This window comes from Achromobacter sp. 1014246743, assembly GCF_059760725.1.
Genome location: NZ_JCBANA010000059.1, coordinates 29223 through 44883, shown reverse-complemented (window position 1 = coordinate 44883; position 15661 = coordinate 29223). Strand labels below are relative to the sequence as shown.

Here is a 15661-nt window from a genome sequence, read left to right as displayed (position 1 = left end):
GCGACGCCGGACGCATCGCGGCAGCCCCCCGCGGCGGTTGCCTCGCGCACCCTGCCGTTTCAGCCCGGCGTGCCGGACCTGAAGAGTTTTCCGGCGGCGGCGTGGGCGCGCTGCGTGGCCGGCCGGATCAAGTCGTTGCGCGTCCATGACCTGGGCTATGGGCCGGTGGCCGGCCTGCCAGCGCTGCGGGCCGCCATCCTGGCGCACGCCGGCACCGCGCGCGGCGTGGTGGCGCAAGCGGATCAGGTGGCGGTGTTTCCGTCGGCGGCTGCCGCCATCGATACCCTGGCCCGCGTGACCTTGGCGCCGCGGGCCGACACGGCCTGGATCGAAGACCCCGGCTGGCCCCGCGCGCGGGCCTTGCTGCTGCGGGCGGGCGCGCAGCTTGTGCCGGTGCCGTGCGACGCCGATGGCATCGATCCGTCGCGCGTGGCGGGTGGCGCCCCGCGCCTGATCTACGTGACGCCTTCGCACCAGTGCCCCACCGGCGTCACGATGAGCCTGCCGCGGCGGCTGGCGCTGCTGGACGCCGCGCAGCGGCACGGCGCCTTCATCATCGAAGACGACTACGACAGCGAATTTCGCTACGACGCCCGGCCCATCGCCGCGCTGCAAGGCATCGACACAGGCCAGCGCGTGGCCTACGTCGGCACGTTTTCCAAGACGCTGGCGCCGGGGCTGCGCGTGGCCTATGCCATCTTGCCGCCGGAATTGGTGGCCGCCTGCCATGCCGACATGGCCTTGCGCCAGGGCGACGTGCCGATCCATATCCAGGCCGGGTTGGCCGACTTCCTGAACGATGGCCATTTCCGCAGCCACATCCGCCGCATGCGCGGCGTGTACGCCGAACGCATGCACAACCTGGTGCGCGCGCTGACGCAGCACTGCGGCGATTGGCTGGATGTAGCCGATGGCGGCGGCGGATTGAAGCTGGCGGCGCGGCTGCGTGACCACGGCGTGGACGATCACCGCGTGGTGCGGGCGCTGGCCGAACGCGGCTACGGCGCCCGGACATTTTCCGAGTTTTGCCTCGCGGCGCCGGTGCCGGGGCTGGTGTTCGGCATCGCGCAGGGCACGCTCGCGCGCTGCGAGGCCCTGGCGCAGGCGCTGGCGGCCATTTTGCGCGGCGCGGCGCAGTAGTACAGTGCCAGGCACCCCGCGGCGCGGATGCCGTGGGCAGAACACCATAACGGGAGACAGCATGGATACGGTAGGCAAGGGCGCCAGCGTGCGCGAACAGGTCGGCGAAACGGAATGGCAGGTCCGCAAGGATCTCGCGGCGCTGTACCGGCTGGTGGCGCTGTTTGGCTGGGACGACCTGATCTTCACGCACATCACGGCCAAGGTGCCGGGCACCGAGCACTTCCTGATCAACCCGTACGGCATGATGTTCGACGAAATCACCGCGTCCAGCCTGGTCAAGATCGACCTGGACGGCCGCAAGGTGATGGACTCGGAATACGACATCAACCCGGCCGGCTTCACCATCCACAGCTGTATCCACGCGGCCCGCAAGGATGCCATGTGCGTGCTGCACACGCATTCGATCAACGGCGTGGCGGTGTCGGCGCAGAAGGGCGGCCTGTTGCCGCTGTCGCAGTTTGCATTCATTGCGCTGCGCTCGCTCAGCTATCACGACTACGAAGGCCTGGCGCTCAACCCCGAAGAGCAGCCGCGGCTGGTGCGCGACCTGGGCAGCAACAACTACCTGATCCTGCGCAACCATGGTTTGCTGACGGTGGGCCAGACCATGGCCGAGGCCTTCCAGGCCATGCACCGGCTGGAAGCCGCCTGCATGGTGCAGGTGCGGGCCCAGGCGGGCGGCGAACTCACCTACATCCCGCCCGAGATCCTGGCGCGCGCCGCCGTCGAGTCCCCGGCCGATCGCGCACACAAGGCAGCGCTGGCCTGGCCCGGCCTGTTGCGCCGGCTGGACCGGCGCAACCCGGGCTACGCCGACTGACGCGGGTTGCCTGGCGCGGCCGGACCGCCACCGCTGCGCAACGCGTCGGCAGCCTGCCGGTGCGCGATACCGTCCGCGCGCCCCGGCCCGCCGCCTGACCGGCCTACTGCTTCTTCGGCTGCGCTTGCAGGAACTCGGCGCAGTCCGGCACCGGCGTCGCGGGCCGGTAGACCGACGTGTCTTCGTGCCACTTGTAGGTCACCGTGTAGCTGCACTGCTTGTCGGTCTGCGGCGCCTTCTGGGCCTCGGTGGGCGCCGGCAGCTTGCTCGAGTCCGCATAGCGGCTGGCCCCGGCCGGCGTGCGCGTGGCATGGGTGGTGACCTGCAGGTCGGGATACTTGCCGCCGGGCAGCGCCTTCAGGGCCGCCTGGAAGCGGTACGTATCGACGCAGTTGCCATCGCGCCGGGTCTGGTCCGCGTCATTGAAGCAGGCCCGGATGCGGGCGTTGGCGGTGTAGGGCATCACCTGCACCAGGCCGGACACGTTATCGCCCAGGTTGACCATGAACAGGTACAGGTCCTTGCGTGCGAAGCTGCCGCCGGAGAACTGGATTTCTTCCTTGTAGTCCGGCTCGGTCGGGCCGATCACGCCGACCAGCGCGCGTTCTTCGTCCAGGCGGATCAGGTGCGGCCAGACGGTGAAGTGCGAGAAATTCGGGATGTCGGGCAGGTCCCAGAACGGCCATTCGGCGCGCAGGGTGCGGCTGGTGGCAAACGGGCCGTTGTCCTGCATCGTGCCGTCCGTCTTGATGCCGACGCACCAATCGGTCTGGGCGTTGCAGTACAGCTTGTTCTGCGGGTTCAGCGTCAGGGGTTCGACGTCCGGCTGTGCCGCGACGGCGGCCAGGGGCATCAGGCCGGCGATCAGCAACGCAAACGCTTTATTCATGGTGATTCCTTTGTGGCGGATGGGCGCGGGCGCATTGTTACCCGATTTGCCGGATAAGGCGTCACCAATTGTTTAAAACGCTTCGAATCCTGCGCGGCCTGCCTGGCACGCTGGCCCTATCTCGCCAAGCGCGCCGACAGCACGGCCGCCAGTGCGGGCGCCAGGGCGAACACGCCGAACAAGGCCAGTGCCGCCGTCCGGGCGCCTTCCACGCCGCCGGGCTCGGTCAGGCCGCCCGCGTTGGCCACCACGCCCGCCAGCGCGGCGGTCAATGCGGTGGCATACAGCTGCACGGTCGTGATCGAGGACGACGCCAGGTTTTCCTCTCCGGGGGCGGCGGCCGAGAACACGCGGGTCAGCAGGTGAGGCCAGGCCAGCCCGATGCCAAAGCCCACCGCGGTCAGCGCCACGCAGTAGATGACCGTGCCGAACCACGCCGGATTCCAGGCCGTCACCGGCATGGTCGCGGCCAGTGCCGCGATCGCGGCAAAGACCACCCACGGACTGATCCGGATCAGCCGATGCGCTTGCAGGGCGCTGCGGCCGGCGCTGTACACCGACGCCACCGTCCAGCCGCCGGCCATCATCGCGGTCATGTAGCCCGCGGCCAGCGGCGTCTGCTGGTGCACCACCTGCAGGAAATACGGCACGAAGATCTCGGTGGTCAGCGCCGCCACCAGCAGGCTCATCACGGCATACAGCACGCCCAGCGGTGTGCGCAACGAGTAGGCGCCGGTGGGCAGCAGCCGGGCGCGGGCCTGCCTGTCGATGCGCACGATCAGGGCGGCGATGGCCACGCCGGCCGCGATGCCGGCGGCATTCCAGAGCAGCCGCTGCGACAGGCTGGCGGCGGAAATTGCCAGCACCGACAGCACCAGCAATGCGATGGTCAGCCACGGCACCCGGCCGGGCGGCGCGTCGGCCGCGGCCTTGCCGCGAAACTGGCTGGCCACGATCAGCGCCAGCAGCAGCGCCACCGGCACCAGTACCCAGAACGCCGGCCGCCAGTGGCCGCTTTGCGCGAACACGCCGCCGATGGCGGGGCCGCCCAGCGTGGCCACGCCCCACATGCCCGACACCAGCGCCATGGCGCGCGGCCACAGCCGGGCGTCGAACACCACGCGGATCAGCGCGTAGCTCAGTGCAAAGAGCACGCCGCCGCCCAGGCCCTGCACGGTGCGCCCCAACAGCAGCACCGGCATCGACGGCGCCATCGCGCAGGCCACCGCACCGATCGAGAACACCGCCAGCGCCACCAGGTACGCCAGGCGTGGCCCCAACTGCTCGATCAGCTTGGCCGACAGCGCCGACCCGACGATGGACGCGGCCACGAACAGGGTGGTGTTCCAGGCGTAATACGTCAGGCCGCCGATCTCCTGGATGATCGTGGGCAGGATGGTGGTGACCACGTAGATATTCACCGCGTGCAGTGCCACGCCGCCGGCCAGGGCGATCGAACGCAGGCCATTGCGGCCGCGCAGCAGGTCGCCCCAGGACGCGGACGCCGGTTCCGCCGCTGTCAGGCTCGGGCTCGATGACATGGACCTGTCTCCTTTTAAATTATCAATCCAACAAATGATGGAATGATAGGAAGATGCTATGTTCCCGTCAATGAAGACCTTGCCGCCGTCCCCGTCTATGCCCTTGCCCCTGGCCGATCCCGCCGACTCGCTCGACGAGTTGGCCGATGCCGCCAAGACGCTGGGGCATCCTCATCGCCTGGCCCTGCTGCAGGCCGTGCTGCAACGAGAAAGCACGGTCGAGCAACTGGCGTTGTTGTCCGGCCTGTCGATCACCAACGCCTCGCAACACTTGCAGCAGCTCAAGCGCGCCGGCTTCATCCAGTCGCGGCGCGACGGCAAGCACGTGCTGTACCGCGGCGGCGCGGGGCCCGTGTCCGAAGTGCTGTCGGCCCTGCAGGATTACCTGGCCCACCAGCGCCAGGAGATGCAGCGCGTGGCGTCCGACAGCGTGAACCGCCCCGAGCAGCTCGAAGCCGTGTCCATCGAAGCGCTGGTTGCCAAGCTGGACGACGGCGCGCTGCTGCTGGACGTGCGTTCGCCCGACGATTACGCCGCCGGCCACATTCCGGGGGCGGTCAACCTGCCCACCGAAGCGCTGGAGGCCCACCTGGCGCAGCTGCCGCGCGACCAGGCCATCGTGGCCTATTGCGGCGGCCGCTACTGCGTGCTGTCGATGCGGGCGGTGGCGCTGCTGCGCGCCCGTGGCTTCCAGGCGCAGCGGCTGGGCGATGGCTTTCCCGCCTGGAAGGCGGCCGGCCTGCGGGTCGAGTCCGCGCCGCATTGAGGCAGGCCCGCTTTCAGCGCACTCATTTTGCTCACCAGAAACACGCAGGAGACACGCATGACTATCGGATTCATCGGCCTGGGCGTCATGGGGACGCCCATGGCGCTGAACCTGGCCCGCGCCGGCACGCCGCTGGTGGCCTGGAGCCGCTCGGGCGGCAGCTTCGACGCCTTGCGCGCGGCGGGCGCCCATATTGCCGACACGATCGATGAGGTCTACGCGCAATGCGGCACGGTCATCCTGATGCTGGCCAACGACGCCGCCATCGACGCCACGCTGGGCCGTGGCACGCCAGACTTTGCCACGCGGGTGCAAGGGCACCTGATCGTCAACATGGGTACCACGTCGACGGACGTCTCGCGCCAGCTGGGCGCGGACATCCGGGCGGCCGGCGGCCGATATGTCGAGGCGCCGGTGTCCGGCTCGCGCAAGCCCGCCGAAGCGGGCCAACTGGTGGTGATGCTGGCCGGCGAACCCGACGACGTGGCCGCGATCCGCACGCTGGTGCAGCCGCTATGCCGCGACAGTTTCGTCTGCGGCGCCGTGCCGTCGGCGCTGGCCATGAAGCTGGCCGTGAACCTGTTTTTGATCACCATGGTCACCGGCCTGACCGAATCCGTGCATTTCGCCGAACGCCAGGGCATCGACCTGGCGCTGTTTGCCGACGTGCTGAACGCCGGGCCGATGGCCAGCGACGTGTCCCGCGTGAAACTGGGCAAGCTGGTCGCGCAGGACTACTCGGTGCAGGCCGCCATTACCGATGTGCTCAAGAACAGCCGCCTGGTGGCCGAGGCGGCGCGCAGCATCGGCATCGCCTCGCCGCTGCTGGACGCCAGCCATGCGCTGTATGGCGAAACCGAGGCGCTGGGCCTGGGTACTTCCGACATGGTGGCGGTGATCCGCGCCATCGAACAACGCACCGCCGCGGGTTGAGCCGCGGCGCCGGCCGGCAAGCGTGTATCTTGCCGCCTTCTTCCCATTGACACCGCCTTTCTTGAATCATGTTCACGCTTAGACTATCCACGCCCGCCGATGGCGCCGCCGTCGTCGACATCTGGCGCCGCGCCGTCGATGCCACCCATCACTTCCTGACCCCCGAAGACCGCCTTGCCATCGACGCCGAAGTCGTGGGCTTTTTGCCCGCCGCCACGCTCGATCTGGCCGTGGACGAGGCTGATCGCCCCGTCGCCTTCATGCTGCTGGACGGCGACCGCATGGAAGCCCTGTTCGTGGACCCGGACCACCGCGGCGCGGGCGTCGGCCGGCTGCTGGTACAGGACGCGCTGCGGCGCCATCCGGAATTGGCGACGGACGTGAACGAGCAGAACGGCCAGGCCGTGGGCTTTTACGAACGGCTGGGTTTCGAACGCATCGGCCGGTCCGGCCAGGACAGCCAGGGGCGGCCGTATCCGCTGATCCATCTGCGCTATCGCGGCAACGTGTCGGCATGAATCCGGTCTACAAGTCCGAGCGCCACGCGCAAGCCGTGCGCGCGGCTTACGACGCCGCGCTCGCCCACTGGCCGCAAGGGTGGGTGCGCCAGACGGTGTCCACGCCCGTCGGCGATACGCACGTGCTGGTGTGCGGCCGCGAAGATGCGCCGCCGCTGGTGTTGCTGCACGGCGCCCAAAGCACCGCAGCCAGCTGGCAACGGCAGGCCGAGGCCTGGGCGCCGCATTTCCGCCTCTACGCCATCGACCTGATCGGTGAGGCGGGGCTGAGTGCGCCCGCACGCCTGCCGCTTGACGGCGACGCGCATGCCGCCTGGTTGCAGGCCGTGCTGGACGGGCTGGGCATCGCGCGCGCCGCGTTCTGCGGCATTTCGTTGGGCGCCTGGATGGCGCTGGACTTCGCGGTGCGCCGCCCGGCCCGGGTGGAACGCCTGGCGTTGCTGTGCCCGTCGGGCATTGGCCGGCAGAAGAACATCCTGCCCTGGGTCCTGCCGCTGTTGTTGCTGGGGCCGGCGGGGCGTGCGCTGATACGCCGCCGCATCATCGGCGTGCTGCCGGCCGATCCGGCGCCCGCCGATCGCGCCCAGTTCGACTTGATGCGCGCCATCGATCAGGGTTTTCGGTCCCGCTTCGGCAAGATTCCGGTGTTCAGCGACGAGGCCTTGCGCCAACTGGCGCCGCCGCTGCTCGTGGTGGTCGGGGGGCGCGACGTCATGCTGGACTCGCAGGGCACCCGCGACCGCCTGCAGCGCCTGGTGCCGCAGGCCAACGTGACGCTGCTGCCGCAAGAACGCCACTTCGTGCGCGGCCAGAACGAACGCGTGCTCGCTTTTCTGCGAGGCACCTCGACGGACACTGCGGCTGCGGCATGACGCGGGCCGCGCGGCGCGAGGCGGCTGCGTGCCGGCCGCTAGCGCGCGGCCGCGTCGCCGTCCGTCAGCGTTTCCAGCGCCGGGGGTTCAAACGCCTGCACCGCAGGCGCGGCGCCTTGCCAGCGTTCCACCTGCACCAGCGCCGACAGCGCGCTGGGCCCTTGCGCCAGCCGTGACGTACCCACGTCCACCGTCAGCACGTTGGGATTGCCGTGGCGTTCCAGCGCTGCGTCTTGCGGATCGAACCACGCCCCGGTGGGCATCACGACCACGCCGCGCAATAGATCGCCGCTGAGCTGCGCGCCGCCCAGGCAGGCGCCGCGGTCGTTGAAAATGCGCACCACGTCGCCCTGCGCGATGCCGCGTTCGGCGGCATCATCGGGATGCAGCAGCACCGCTTCGCGTCCGGCTACCTTGTTCTGGCGGGTGGCGGGCGCGGGGTCCAGCTGCGAGTGCAGCCGGTCGGCGGGCTGGCAGGTCACCAGATGCAGCGGCCAGCGCGCGGCGCGCTCGGCGCCCAGCCATTCCACCGGCGGCAGCCAGGCGGGGTGGGGCGGGCAGTCGTCGTAGCCGAATTCGGCGATGGCCTCGCTGTACAGCTCCAGCTTGCCCGAGCGGGTCTTGAGCGGATGCGCGGCGGGGTCCTGGCGGAACGGTTCGAACAGCACGAAGTCGCGCGCCGGGGGCGGCAGCGCGATGTGGCCGCGGTCCCAGAATTCGTCGAACGCGGGCAGCGTCAGTTGCGCGGCTTCCCAGGCTGGCCGCATCTGTTCGTAGATGTGGCGGATCCAGGCCATTTCGTCGCGGCCTTCGGTGTAGGCCTGTTCGAAGCCGCCGCGCGCGGCCAGTTCGCGGTAGATGTCGAAGTCGTTGCGGCTGTGGCCCACCGGCGCCACCGCCTGGCGCATGGCCAGGATGTAGCGGTCGCGCGACGAGCCGCCGATGTCGTTGCGTTCAAGCGTGGTGGTGGCGGGCAGCACGATGTCGGCGCGGCGCGCGGTGGGCGTCCACCAGGGCTCGTGCACGATGATGGTCTCGGGCCGCGTCCAGGCCTGCGCCAGGCGGTTCAGGTCCTGGTGGTGGTGGAACGGATTGCCGCCCGCCCAGTAGACCAGCCGGATGTCGGGATAGACGCCGGTCTTGCCGTTGAATTCATAGGACTCGCCCGGCGTAAGCAGCATGTCGGTCAGGCGCGCCACCGGAATGGAGGTGGCGGCCGGGTTGCGGCCGGCGCGCATTTCAGGGGCGGGCAGGTCGGGGCGCGGATTGCCGGCGCCGTTCATGGACCCGTGGCCGAAGGCGAAGCCGCCGCCGGGCAGGCCGATCTGGCCCAGCAAGGCGGCCAGCGCCACGCTGCCCCAATAGGGTTGTTCGCCGCGATGGCCGCGCTGCAACGACCACGACAACGACAGCAGCGTGCGGCAGCCGGCCGCGGCCAGCGCCAGTTCGCGGATGGTGGCGGCAGGCACGCCGCAGATGGCTTCGGCCCAGGCCGCCGATTTGGGCTGGCCGTCGCGGCGGCCCAGCACGTAGTCGGCATAGGCCTCGAAGCCGTTGCAGTACTGGGCCACGAACGCATGGTCGTGGCGGCCTTCGGCCAGCAGCGTGTGGGCCATGCCCAGCATCATCGCGGCGTCGGTATTGGGCCGGATGGGTATCCATTCGGCGGCCAGCGCATCCGGTGAGTCGCCACGGGTAGGGCTGATGACCACGCTGCGGATGCCGGCCTGGCGGGCCTGGGCCAGCCAGCCCGGGGCGCTGTGGTCGCCGGCGCCGCCGGAGGCGATCTGGGTGTTGCGCAAGGGGATGCCGCCAAACGCGATCAACAGCCGCGTGTGCTTGACGACGCTGTTCCAGTCGGTGATGCGGCCGGTCACCGGCGCGTAGGTGCCGATGATGTGCGGCAGCAGGAATTGGGCCGCGCCCCAGCTGTAGTTGCCCGACTGGTCGACGCAGCCGCCGCCGGCGTACAGAAAGCGGTGCGTCAGCGTGCGCGCATGGTGCAGCCGCCCGGCCGACGACCAGCCGTACGAGCCGCCGAAGATCGCGGTGGGGCCATGTTGCGCGCGCACCCGTTGCAGCTCGCCGTGCACCAGATCCAGCGCCGTATCCCAATCGACTTCGACATAGCCGTCCACGCCGCGCAGTTCGGGCGCGCCGCGATGTTTCAGCCAGCTGGCGCGCACGCTGGGCCGCGCGATGCGCAGCGGCGAATGCACCATATCGGGCATCGTGTGGATAAGTGGGGACGGGGCCTGGTCATGGGCGAAGGGCTCGCAGCCCACCACGCGGCCATCGCGAACCAGCGCGGTGTAGGCGCCCCAATGAGACAGGGACGGATGACGGGAAGTCGCTTCGGGCATGAGGGGCGGGGCGGTCAAAAACGTATTGTTATGGAAATCCTCATAACTTAAACGCATTGCCTTAGAAATTCTTTGTCTTTCGGACCCGCTTAAAGTGTGGAAAATAGAAAAATTTTCGGGGCCGCTCTTCCTATACTGCGTAAGCAACAAGGGGAATGGTCAGGTGGTAGCGCCGATCAGGTGCACCCCTGGCTTTTTAGTCGAGCAGTCCTTCCGCATGTGGAGTGGTTCATGAGCAAAATGAAAATCCAGGGGTCCTTCGTCGCTATCGTGACGCCGTTCAATCGCGACGGCAGCGTCGATTTCAGCGCCTTTCGCAGCCTGCTGAAGTTCCAGGAGGACAACGGCACCGCCGCGGTGCTCATCATGGGCTCCACCGGCGAAGTGTCGCTGCTGTCCCCGGAAGAGCGCCGCCAGGTCATCGTCGAGACGGCCAAGATGAAGAGCGGCAAGATGAAGCTGTTCTACGGCTGCACCGGCAACAACACCGACAGCACCATCGAATACCTGAAGTTCGCGCAGGCCAACGGCGCCGACGGCGCGATCCTGGCCGCACCCGCCTACATCTGCGCGTCCGAAGCCGATACCGAAGCCTATTTCCTGGAAGTGGCCGACGCCACAGACCTGCCGCTGGGCATCTACAACAACCCCCCGCGGGTCAAGAGCGACCTGCACTGGGACCAGCTGCTGCGCATCTTCAAGCACCCGAACTACGTGGTGCACAAGGAATCGACCACGCGCGTGGGCCAGGTGGCGCAGGTGCTGCGCGGCCGTCCCGACGTGTCGGTGATGTGCTGCGATTCGCCCAACCTGGGGCTGGTGGTGCCCACCATGAGCCTGGGCGGCCACGGCACCGCCAACATGACCGGCAACATCGCGCCGGCTGAAATGGCCGACATCTCGCGTCCGTGGGACACGCCCGACGTGTCGGTCAGCTTCCGCGAAGGCTATCTGGGCCTGTTGCCGATGCTGCACTACTCGTACTCCGCCATCAATCCGGTGGCCATCAAGTCGCTGATGAAGGCGGTGGGCCTGCCGGTGGGCGACCTGCGCCGTCCGTTGCGCGGCCTGGAGGGCGAGGCCCTCGCCAAGGGCCTGCGCATCGTGCGCGAACTGGGGCTGGACACCAAGTACGGCTTCAGCTCCGCGCAGCTCAAGGCGGCCTGATTTCCCCGTCCGGCGGCGTGAGGCCGCCGGACCCATCCTGACGATCCACGGCATGGCGGACGCGCGCATCGCGTCCGGTGGCGTGGACCACTGCTGCGCGCTCGAAATGACTGCGCCATCGCCTAGAGAGACCATCATGTCCAGATTCCTGTCCCGCCCCACGCCGCTCAAGCGGCTGTTCAGCGTCGCCCTGCTGGCGGTGGGGGCGCTGTCCGGCGCCGCCGCGCTGGCCGAAGACGCCTATCCGCAGCGCCCCATCACGCTGGTGGTGCCGCACCCGCCCGGCGGCTCCGTCGACGGCGTGGCACGGCTGTACGCCGAGCAGCTGGGCAAAGAGCTGGGTCAGTCCGTGGTGGTGGAAAACCGCGCCGGCGCTTCGGGCATGATCGGCGCGGCCTACGTGGCGCGGGCGGCGCCCGACGGCTACACGCTGTACCTGAACGCGTCGATCCACGCGATCAACCCGCTGCTGTACAAGAAGACCATCAAGTTCGACTCGGTCAAGGACTTCACGCCGATCAGCGAATTGGCCCAGGGCGCGTTGATCTTCAGCGTCAACCCCAAGGTGCCGGCCAACAATGTGCAAGAGCTGGTCAAGGTCCTGAAGGCGGACCCGCAGAAGTATTCGTTTGCCACCACCGGCTTCGGCTCGGCCGGCCACCTGGCCGCGGCCTCGTTCCTGTACGACAACGGCCTGGACCAGATTCCCATCGTGCTGTATCGCGGCGGCGGCCCTGCCCTGTCGGACATGGTGGGCGGCCAGGTGCAGGGGCTGATCGACCCGATGCTGTCGTCCTTGCCGATGGTGCGCGCGGGCAAGCTGCGCGCCGTGGCGCTGACCGGGGCCGAGCGCAGCCCGTTGCTGCCCAACGTGCCCACCATGAAGGAACAGGGCCAGAAGAACTTCGAGTTCTATTCCTGGTACGGCGTCTGGGGCCCGGCCAACCTGCCGCAGCCGATCCTGCGCAAGCTGGAATCGGTGTCGGCCAAGGTGATGGCCAGCCCCAAGATCGTCGAACAGCTGAACGGCCTGGGCTTCGAGCCGTCGGTGAAGGACTCGGCGGCGTTTGCCAAGTTCATCGATGCCGAGATGAAGCGCTACCAGGTCATCATCGACCAGGCCAAGATCCAGATCACGGAATAGTCCAGGCGCGGGCCGACTGGCGACGCTGGCGTGACCGGGCATGCCTGCCGCCCGGTCACCCCGTGATCCTGATCAGCAGGCTGGGCCGGGCGGGTGAGGCGCCGGCCGCTTGAGCCCCTGATCCGCGCTGCGGATCAGTACGCGCCCATGTAGTCGCGCTTGCCGATTTCCACGCCGTTGTGGCGCAGCAGGTCGTAGGCGGTGGTGACGTGGAAGAAGAACTGCGGCAGGCCATAGTGCAGCAGGTAGGCGCTGGCGCTCAGCTTCTTTTCCTTGGGCGTGCCCGGGCGCAGCACGATTTCGCGGCCTTCGCTCTGGGCGAACTGGTCCGGCTGGAACGAGCCGACGTGGGCCAGGGCCTTGGCGATCAGGGCTTGCAGCTCGGCAAACGTGGTTTCGGTGTCGGGCCAGGACGGCACGTCGGCGCCGGCCAGCCGCGACGAAATACCCTTGGCGAAGTCGCAGGCGATCTGCACCTGGCGCACCAGCGGGAACATGTCGGGGAACAGGCGTGCCTGCAGCAGCGCGTTGGGGTCGATGTTCTTGGCGACGACGTGGGCCTCGGCCTTTTGCAGCACGCCGGACAGGGCGGTGAGCATTTGCGTGAGGACGGGCACGGAAGCCTGGTACAGGGGGCTGGTCATGGTGGACTCGCTGAAAGAAGGGGCGCGGAAAATGCCGCGCGGCGCTGCAAGACTAACAGCATTCCTGTGACAGCCGGGGGGCGGCGGCAGCCGTCGGCCGCCGGCAGGCGGAGTTGCCGCTGGGGGGTAGCCGCAATACCGGTATCGGGGCTGGCCTTGTTGCCGTGGGCCCGGCTGGCAACAATCCGGCAGGCGCGCGGGCCTTTCGCCGCGACAACCCACGAGGATTCCTTCCATGACTTCCCCCACGGCCAGCGCCGCGCCGGACGAAAACGTCCACTGGCGGCGCAATCTGGCGGTCTGTTTCGCCGGTTCGTTCAGCACCATCGTGGCGATGACGCTGCTGCTGCCGTTCCTGCCGCTGTACGTGGAAGAGCTGGGCGCGGTGGGCCATGCCGCCATCGTGCAGTGGTCGGGCGTGGCGTATGGCGCGACGTTTTTCGCGGCCGCGCTGGTGGCGCCGCTGTGGGGCCGGCTGGGCGACCGCTACGGCCGCAAGTTGATGCTGGTGCGCGCCTCGCTGGGCATGGCGATCTGCATGTCGTTGACGGGCATGGTGCAGTCGGTGTGGCAACTGGTGCTGCTGCGGCTGCTGGTGGGTTTTGCGGGCGGGTATGCGTCGGGCTCGACCATCCTGGTGGCGATGCAGGCGCCCAAGGCCCGGTCGGGCTGGGCCCTGGGCGTGCTGTCGGCGGGCATCATGGCGGGCAACCTGGTGGGGCCGCTGATCGGGGGCGCGCTGCCGCCCTTGATCGGCATCCGCGCCACGTTCCTCCTGGCCGGCGGCGTGATCTTCCTGGCGTTTCTGGCCACCGTGTTCCTCATCAAGGAAATGCCGCGGCCGCCCAAGGCCCGTGCCGATGGCCCGAAAAAAGGCGGCTGGGCGCAGATTCCCGACAAGCGTCCGGTGGTCGCCATGCTGGCCACCGGCATGCTGCTGATGTTCGCCACCATGTCTATCGAGCCCATCATCACCGTCTATGTGGGCGAGCTGGTGGCTGACCCGGCCCGCGTCACGCTGGTGTCGGGCGTGGTGATGTCGGCGGCGGCGCTGGGCGCCATCCTGTCGGCCTCGCGGCTGGGCCGGCTGGCCGACCGCGTGGGCCACTGGACGGTGATCGTGGGCGCGCTGGCCGTGGCCGCGTTGCTCTTGATTCCGCAGGCCTTCGTGACCGCGGGCTGGCAACTGGTGGCGCTGCGCTTCCTGATGGGCCTGGCGCTGGGCGGACTGCTGCCTTGCGTGACCAGCGTCATCCGCCACAACGTGCCCGACGGCGTGGGCGGCAATGTGCTGGGCCTGTCGATTTCGGCGCAGTACGTGGGCCAGGTGGCGGGCCCCTTGCTGGGCGGCTTCATCGGCGGCCATTTCGGCATGCCGGCCGTGTTCCTGGGAACCGCGGCGCTGCTGGCCGTGGGGGCTGCCGTCAACGCCGTGCTGCGTGCGCGGCACCAGCGGCCGTTGGCCCAGGCCTAGCGCGACGTCCGTGCGGCGAGCCTGGCGGCCTGCCGGGCGCCCTCATCAATTCCCCATCGTGCGCGGGTCCATCACGCGGTCGATCAGGCCCCATTGCACCGCTTCTTCGGCGCTCAGGTAGCGGTCGCGGTCCAGGCTGCGTTCGACGTCTTCGTAGCTGCGCCCGCAGTGTTCGGCGTACAGCCGGATGATGCGCTGCTTGGTGCGCTGCATTTCCTCGGCGTGGATCAGCATGTCGGACGCCTGCCCCTGGAAGCCGCCCAGCGGCTGGTGCACGTGCAGGCTGGCGTTGGCCAGCGCGGCGCGGTGGCCGGGTTCGCCGGCCATCAGCAGGAACGAGCCCATCGACCGCGCGGTGCCCATGCACAGCGTGTGCACCGGCGACTTGATGAACTGCATGGTGTCGTACATGGCCAGCCCGCTGGTGATGACGCCGCCGGGCGAGTTGATGTACAGGTGGATCGGCTTGCCGGGGTTTTCGGCTTCCAGGAACAGCAACTGCGCGCACACCAGGGCCGACACGGCGTCGTTGACCTCGCCGGACAGAAAGATGATGCGTTCGCGAAGCAGGCGCGAGTAGATATCGAAGGATCTTTCGCCGCGGCCGGACTGTTCCACGACCATCGGGACGAGCTGCATCGTGTCGCGCATGGGCGAGCTCCTGTCAGGCGGCCGCAGAACGGCCGCGCATTGAAAAACGAAGAAACGGTGGCGTCAGGCGGCCAGCTTGAACGCCTGCCAGGGGCCGTTGGCGGCCTGCGGCACGGGCCGCGCCAGCCGGGCGTCGTCCGGTGTGTGGATGATGGTGAGGCGGGTGCCGCCGTCGGCGGTGGGGTGCAGCTGGAAGGTCACCACGCTTTCCAGGCAGGGCGGCAACGTATCGCGCAGGCGGTAACGGACCTCGACCCCGGGCGTGGCGGCCAGCGGTTCGGCGTCGGCCAGCTCGGTGCCGGGCAGCCATTGGTCGCGCAGCGCCGGGATGCTGAGGGCGCGCCAGACTTTCTCGGGCGGGGCGTCCAGGGTGTAGTCCAGCACCAGCGTCGTGTCCGGGTCGGGGTCCGTGGCGTTCATTGGTCCATGTCCTTGAGCAGGGCCTTCAGGGCGTCGACCCGTGCCGGCCAGTAGGCGCGGTACTTGGCCAGCCAACCGGCGATCAAGGCCAGGCCGTCCGGGTCGACTTCGTAGTTGACGAAGCGTCCCTGGCGCTGTTCGCGCACCAGCCCCGCCTGACGCAATACCGCCAGGTGCTGCGAGACGGCGGGCTGGCTGACGGCCATGCCGTCGCGCAGCGCGCTGGCGTTCATGCTGCCTGCGGCGAGCTTGTCGAAGATCGCGCGGCGGGTCGGGTCGGCCAGGGCCTTGAAGATGTCGTTTTCCAGCATGGCAA

Annotated in this window: 16 protein-coding genes; 9 read left to right on the top strand and 7 right to left on the bottom strand. The window is 68.9% G+C overall.

Translation table 11 applies throughout. The annotated features are described in order from the left end of the window. Nucleotides 1-1140 (top strand): aminotransferase-like domain-containing protein (locus AC6LJ2_RS22335; protein WP_498152203.1); only part of this gene is annotated, 1140 nt, incomplete at its 5' end. Nucleotides 1141-1201: 61 nt separating this feature from the next. Beyond that, nucleotides 1202-1963, top strand: a complete 762-nt coding sequence (locus tag AC6LJ2_RS22330; RefSeq protein ID WP_025139155.1) for a class II aldolase/adducin family protein — start codon at nucleotides 1202-1204, stop codon at nucleotides 1961-1963. 103 nt (nucleotides 1964-2066) lie between these two features. Here the strand turns inward: AC6LJ2_RS22330 and AC6LJ2_RS22325 are convergent, their stop codons facing one another. Further along, nucleotides 2067-2852, bottom strand: coding sequence for a hypothetical protein (locus AC6LJ2_RS22325; RefSeq protein WP_498152202.1), 786 nt, complete (start codon nucleotides 2850-2852; stop codon nucleotides 2067-2069). 116 nt (nucleotides 2853-2968) lie between these two features. Further along, nucleotides 2969-4393: an MFS transporter gene (locus tag AC6LJ2_RS22320; protein WP_263910025.1), complete on the bottom strand. Its 1425-nt coding sequence runs from the start codon at nucleotides 4391-4393 to the stop codon at nucleotides 2969-2971. A gap of 97 nt (nucleotides 4394-4490) precedes the next feature. On the opposite strand from AC6LJ2_RS22320, the gene AC6LJ2_RS22315 reads away from it, so the two are divergent. The 4 genes from AC6LJ2_RS22315 to AC6LJ2_RS22300 all read left to right on the top strand — a co-directional run bounded on the left by AC6LJ2_RS22315 (nucleotide 4491) and on the right by AC6LJ2_RS22300 (nucleotide 7482). After that, complete coding sequence (locus AC6LJ2_RS22315; RefSeq protein WP_445657423.1) at nucleotides 4491-5159, top strand: ArsR/SmtB family transcription factor; 669 nt, start codon at nucleotides 4491-4493, stop codon at nucleotides 5157-5159. A 57-nt stretch (nucleotides 5160-5216) separates the two neighbouring features. Beyond that, nucleotides 5217-6092: an NAD(P)-dependent oxidoreductase gene (locus tag AC6LJ2_RS22310; RefSeq protein ID WP_498152201.1), complete on the top strand. Its 876-nt coding sequence runs from the start codon at nucleotides 5217-5219 to the stop codon at nucleotides 6090-6092. 68 nt (nucleotides 6093-6160) lie between these two features. Next, on the top strand, nucleotides 6161-6610 hold the full coding sequence (locus AC6LJ2_RS22305; RefSeq protein ID WP_498152200.1) for an acetyltransferase: 450 nt from the start codon (nucleotides 6161-6163) through the stop codon (nucleotides 6608-6610). Further along, nucleotides 6607-7482 (top strand): alpha/beta fold hydrolase, encoded by an 876-nt coding sequence (locus AC6LJ2_RS22300; protein ID WP_263910032.1) that lies wholly within the window; start codon nucleotides 6607-6609, stop codon nucleotides 7480-7482. The genes AC6LJ2_RS22305 and AC6LJ2_RS22300 overlap by 4 nt, the downstream gene beginning before the upstream one ends. 38 nt (nucleotides 7483-7520) lie before the next feature. On the opposite strand, the gene AC6LJ2_RS22295 is transcribed toward AC6LJ2_RS22300, so the two are convergent. Next, nucleotides 7521-9845: a molybdopterin-dependent oxidoreductase gene (locus tag AC6LJ2_RS22295; RefSeq protein WP_498152199.1), complete on the bottom strand. Its 2325-nt coding sequence runs from the start codon at nucleotides 9843-9845 to the stop codon at nucleotides 7521-7523. 231 nt (nucleotides 9846-10076) lie between these two features. Between AC6LJ2_RS22295 and AC6LJ2_RS22290 the strand changes: the two genes are divergently transcribed. Then, nucleotides 10077-11012, top strand: a complete 936-nt coding sequence (locus AC6LJ2_RS22290; protein ID WP_175191257.1) for a 4-hydroxy-tetrahydrodipicolinate synthase family protein — start codon at nucleotides 10077-10079, stop codon at nucleotides 11010-11012. A gap of 136 nt (nucleotides 11013-11148) precedes the next feature. Continuing rightward, nucleotides 11149-12156, top strand: a complete 1008-nt coding sequence (locus AC6LJ2_RS22285; protein ID WP_263910037.1) for a Bug family tripartite tricarboxylate transporter substrate binding protein — start codon at nucleotides 11149-11151, stop codon at nucleotides 12154-12156. 134 nt (nucleotides 12157-12290) lie between these two features. On the opposite strand, the gene AC6LJ2_RS22280 is transcribed toward AC6LJ2_RS22285, so the two are convergent. Further along, nucleotides 12291-12800 carry a DUF1993 domain-containing protein gene (locus tag AC6LJ2_RS22280; protein ID WP_263910039.1) on the bottom strand — a complete coding sequence of 170 codons (510 nt, stop codon included), beginning with the start codon at nucleotides 12798-12800 and terminating at the stop codon, nucleotides 12291-12293. A 235-nt stretch (nucleotides 12801-13035) separates the two neighbouring features. Between AC6LJ2_RS22280 and AC6LJ2_RS22275 the strand changes: the two genes are divergently transcribed. Further along, complete coding sequence (locus AC6LJ2_RS22275; RefSeq protein WP_263910041.1) at nucleotides 13036-14274, top strand: MFS transporter; 1239 nt, start codon at nucleotides 13036-13038, stop codon at nucleotides 14272-14274. 45 nt (nucleotides 14275-14319) lie between these two features. Here AC6LJ2_RS22275 and AC6LJ2_RS22270 read toward each other — a convergent pair whose 3' ends face one another. The 3 genes from AC6LJ2_RS22270 to AC6LJ2_RS22260 form a co-directional block, all read right to left on the bottom strand. Continuing rightward, nucleotides 14320-14925 (bottom strand): ATP-dependent Clp protease proteolytic subunit, encoded by a 606-nt coding sequence (locus AC6LJ2_RS22270; protein ID WP_175191252.1) that lies wholly within the window; start codon nucleotides 14923-14925, stop codon nucleotides 14320-14322. A 63-nt stretch (nucleotides 14926-14988) separates the two neighbouring features. Continuing rightward, a complete protein-coding gene (locus AC6LJ2_RS22265; protein ID WP_263910044.1) occupies nucleotides 14989-15345 on the bottom strand; it encodes an SRPBCC family protein in 357 nt (118 codons plus the stop codon). Further along, nucleotides 15342-15656 (bottom strand): ArsR/SmtB family transcription factor, encoded by a 315-nt coding sequence (locus tag AC6LJ2_RS22260; protein WP_263910046.1) that lies wholly within the window; start codon nucleotides 15654-15656, stop codon nucleotides 15342-15344. Before AC6LJ2_RS22260 ends, AC6LJ2_RS22265 begins: the two co-directional genes overlap by 4 nt. Nucleotides 15657-15661: the final 5 nt, after the last annotated feature.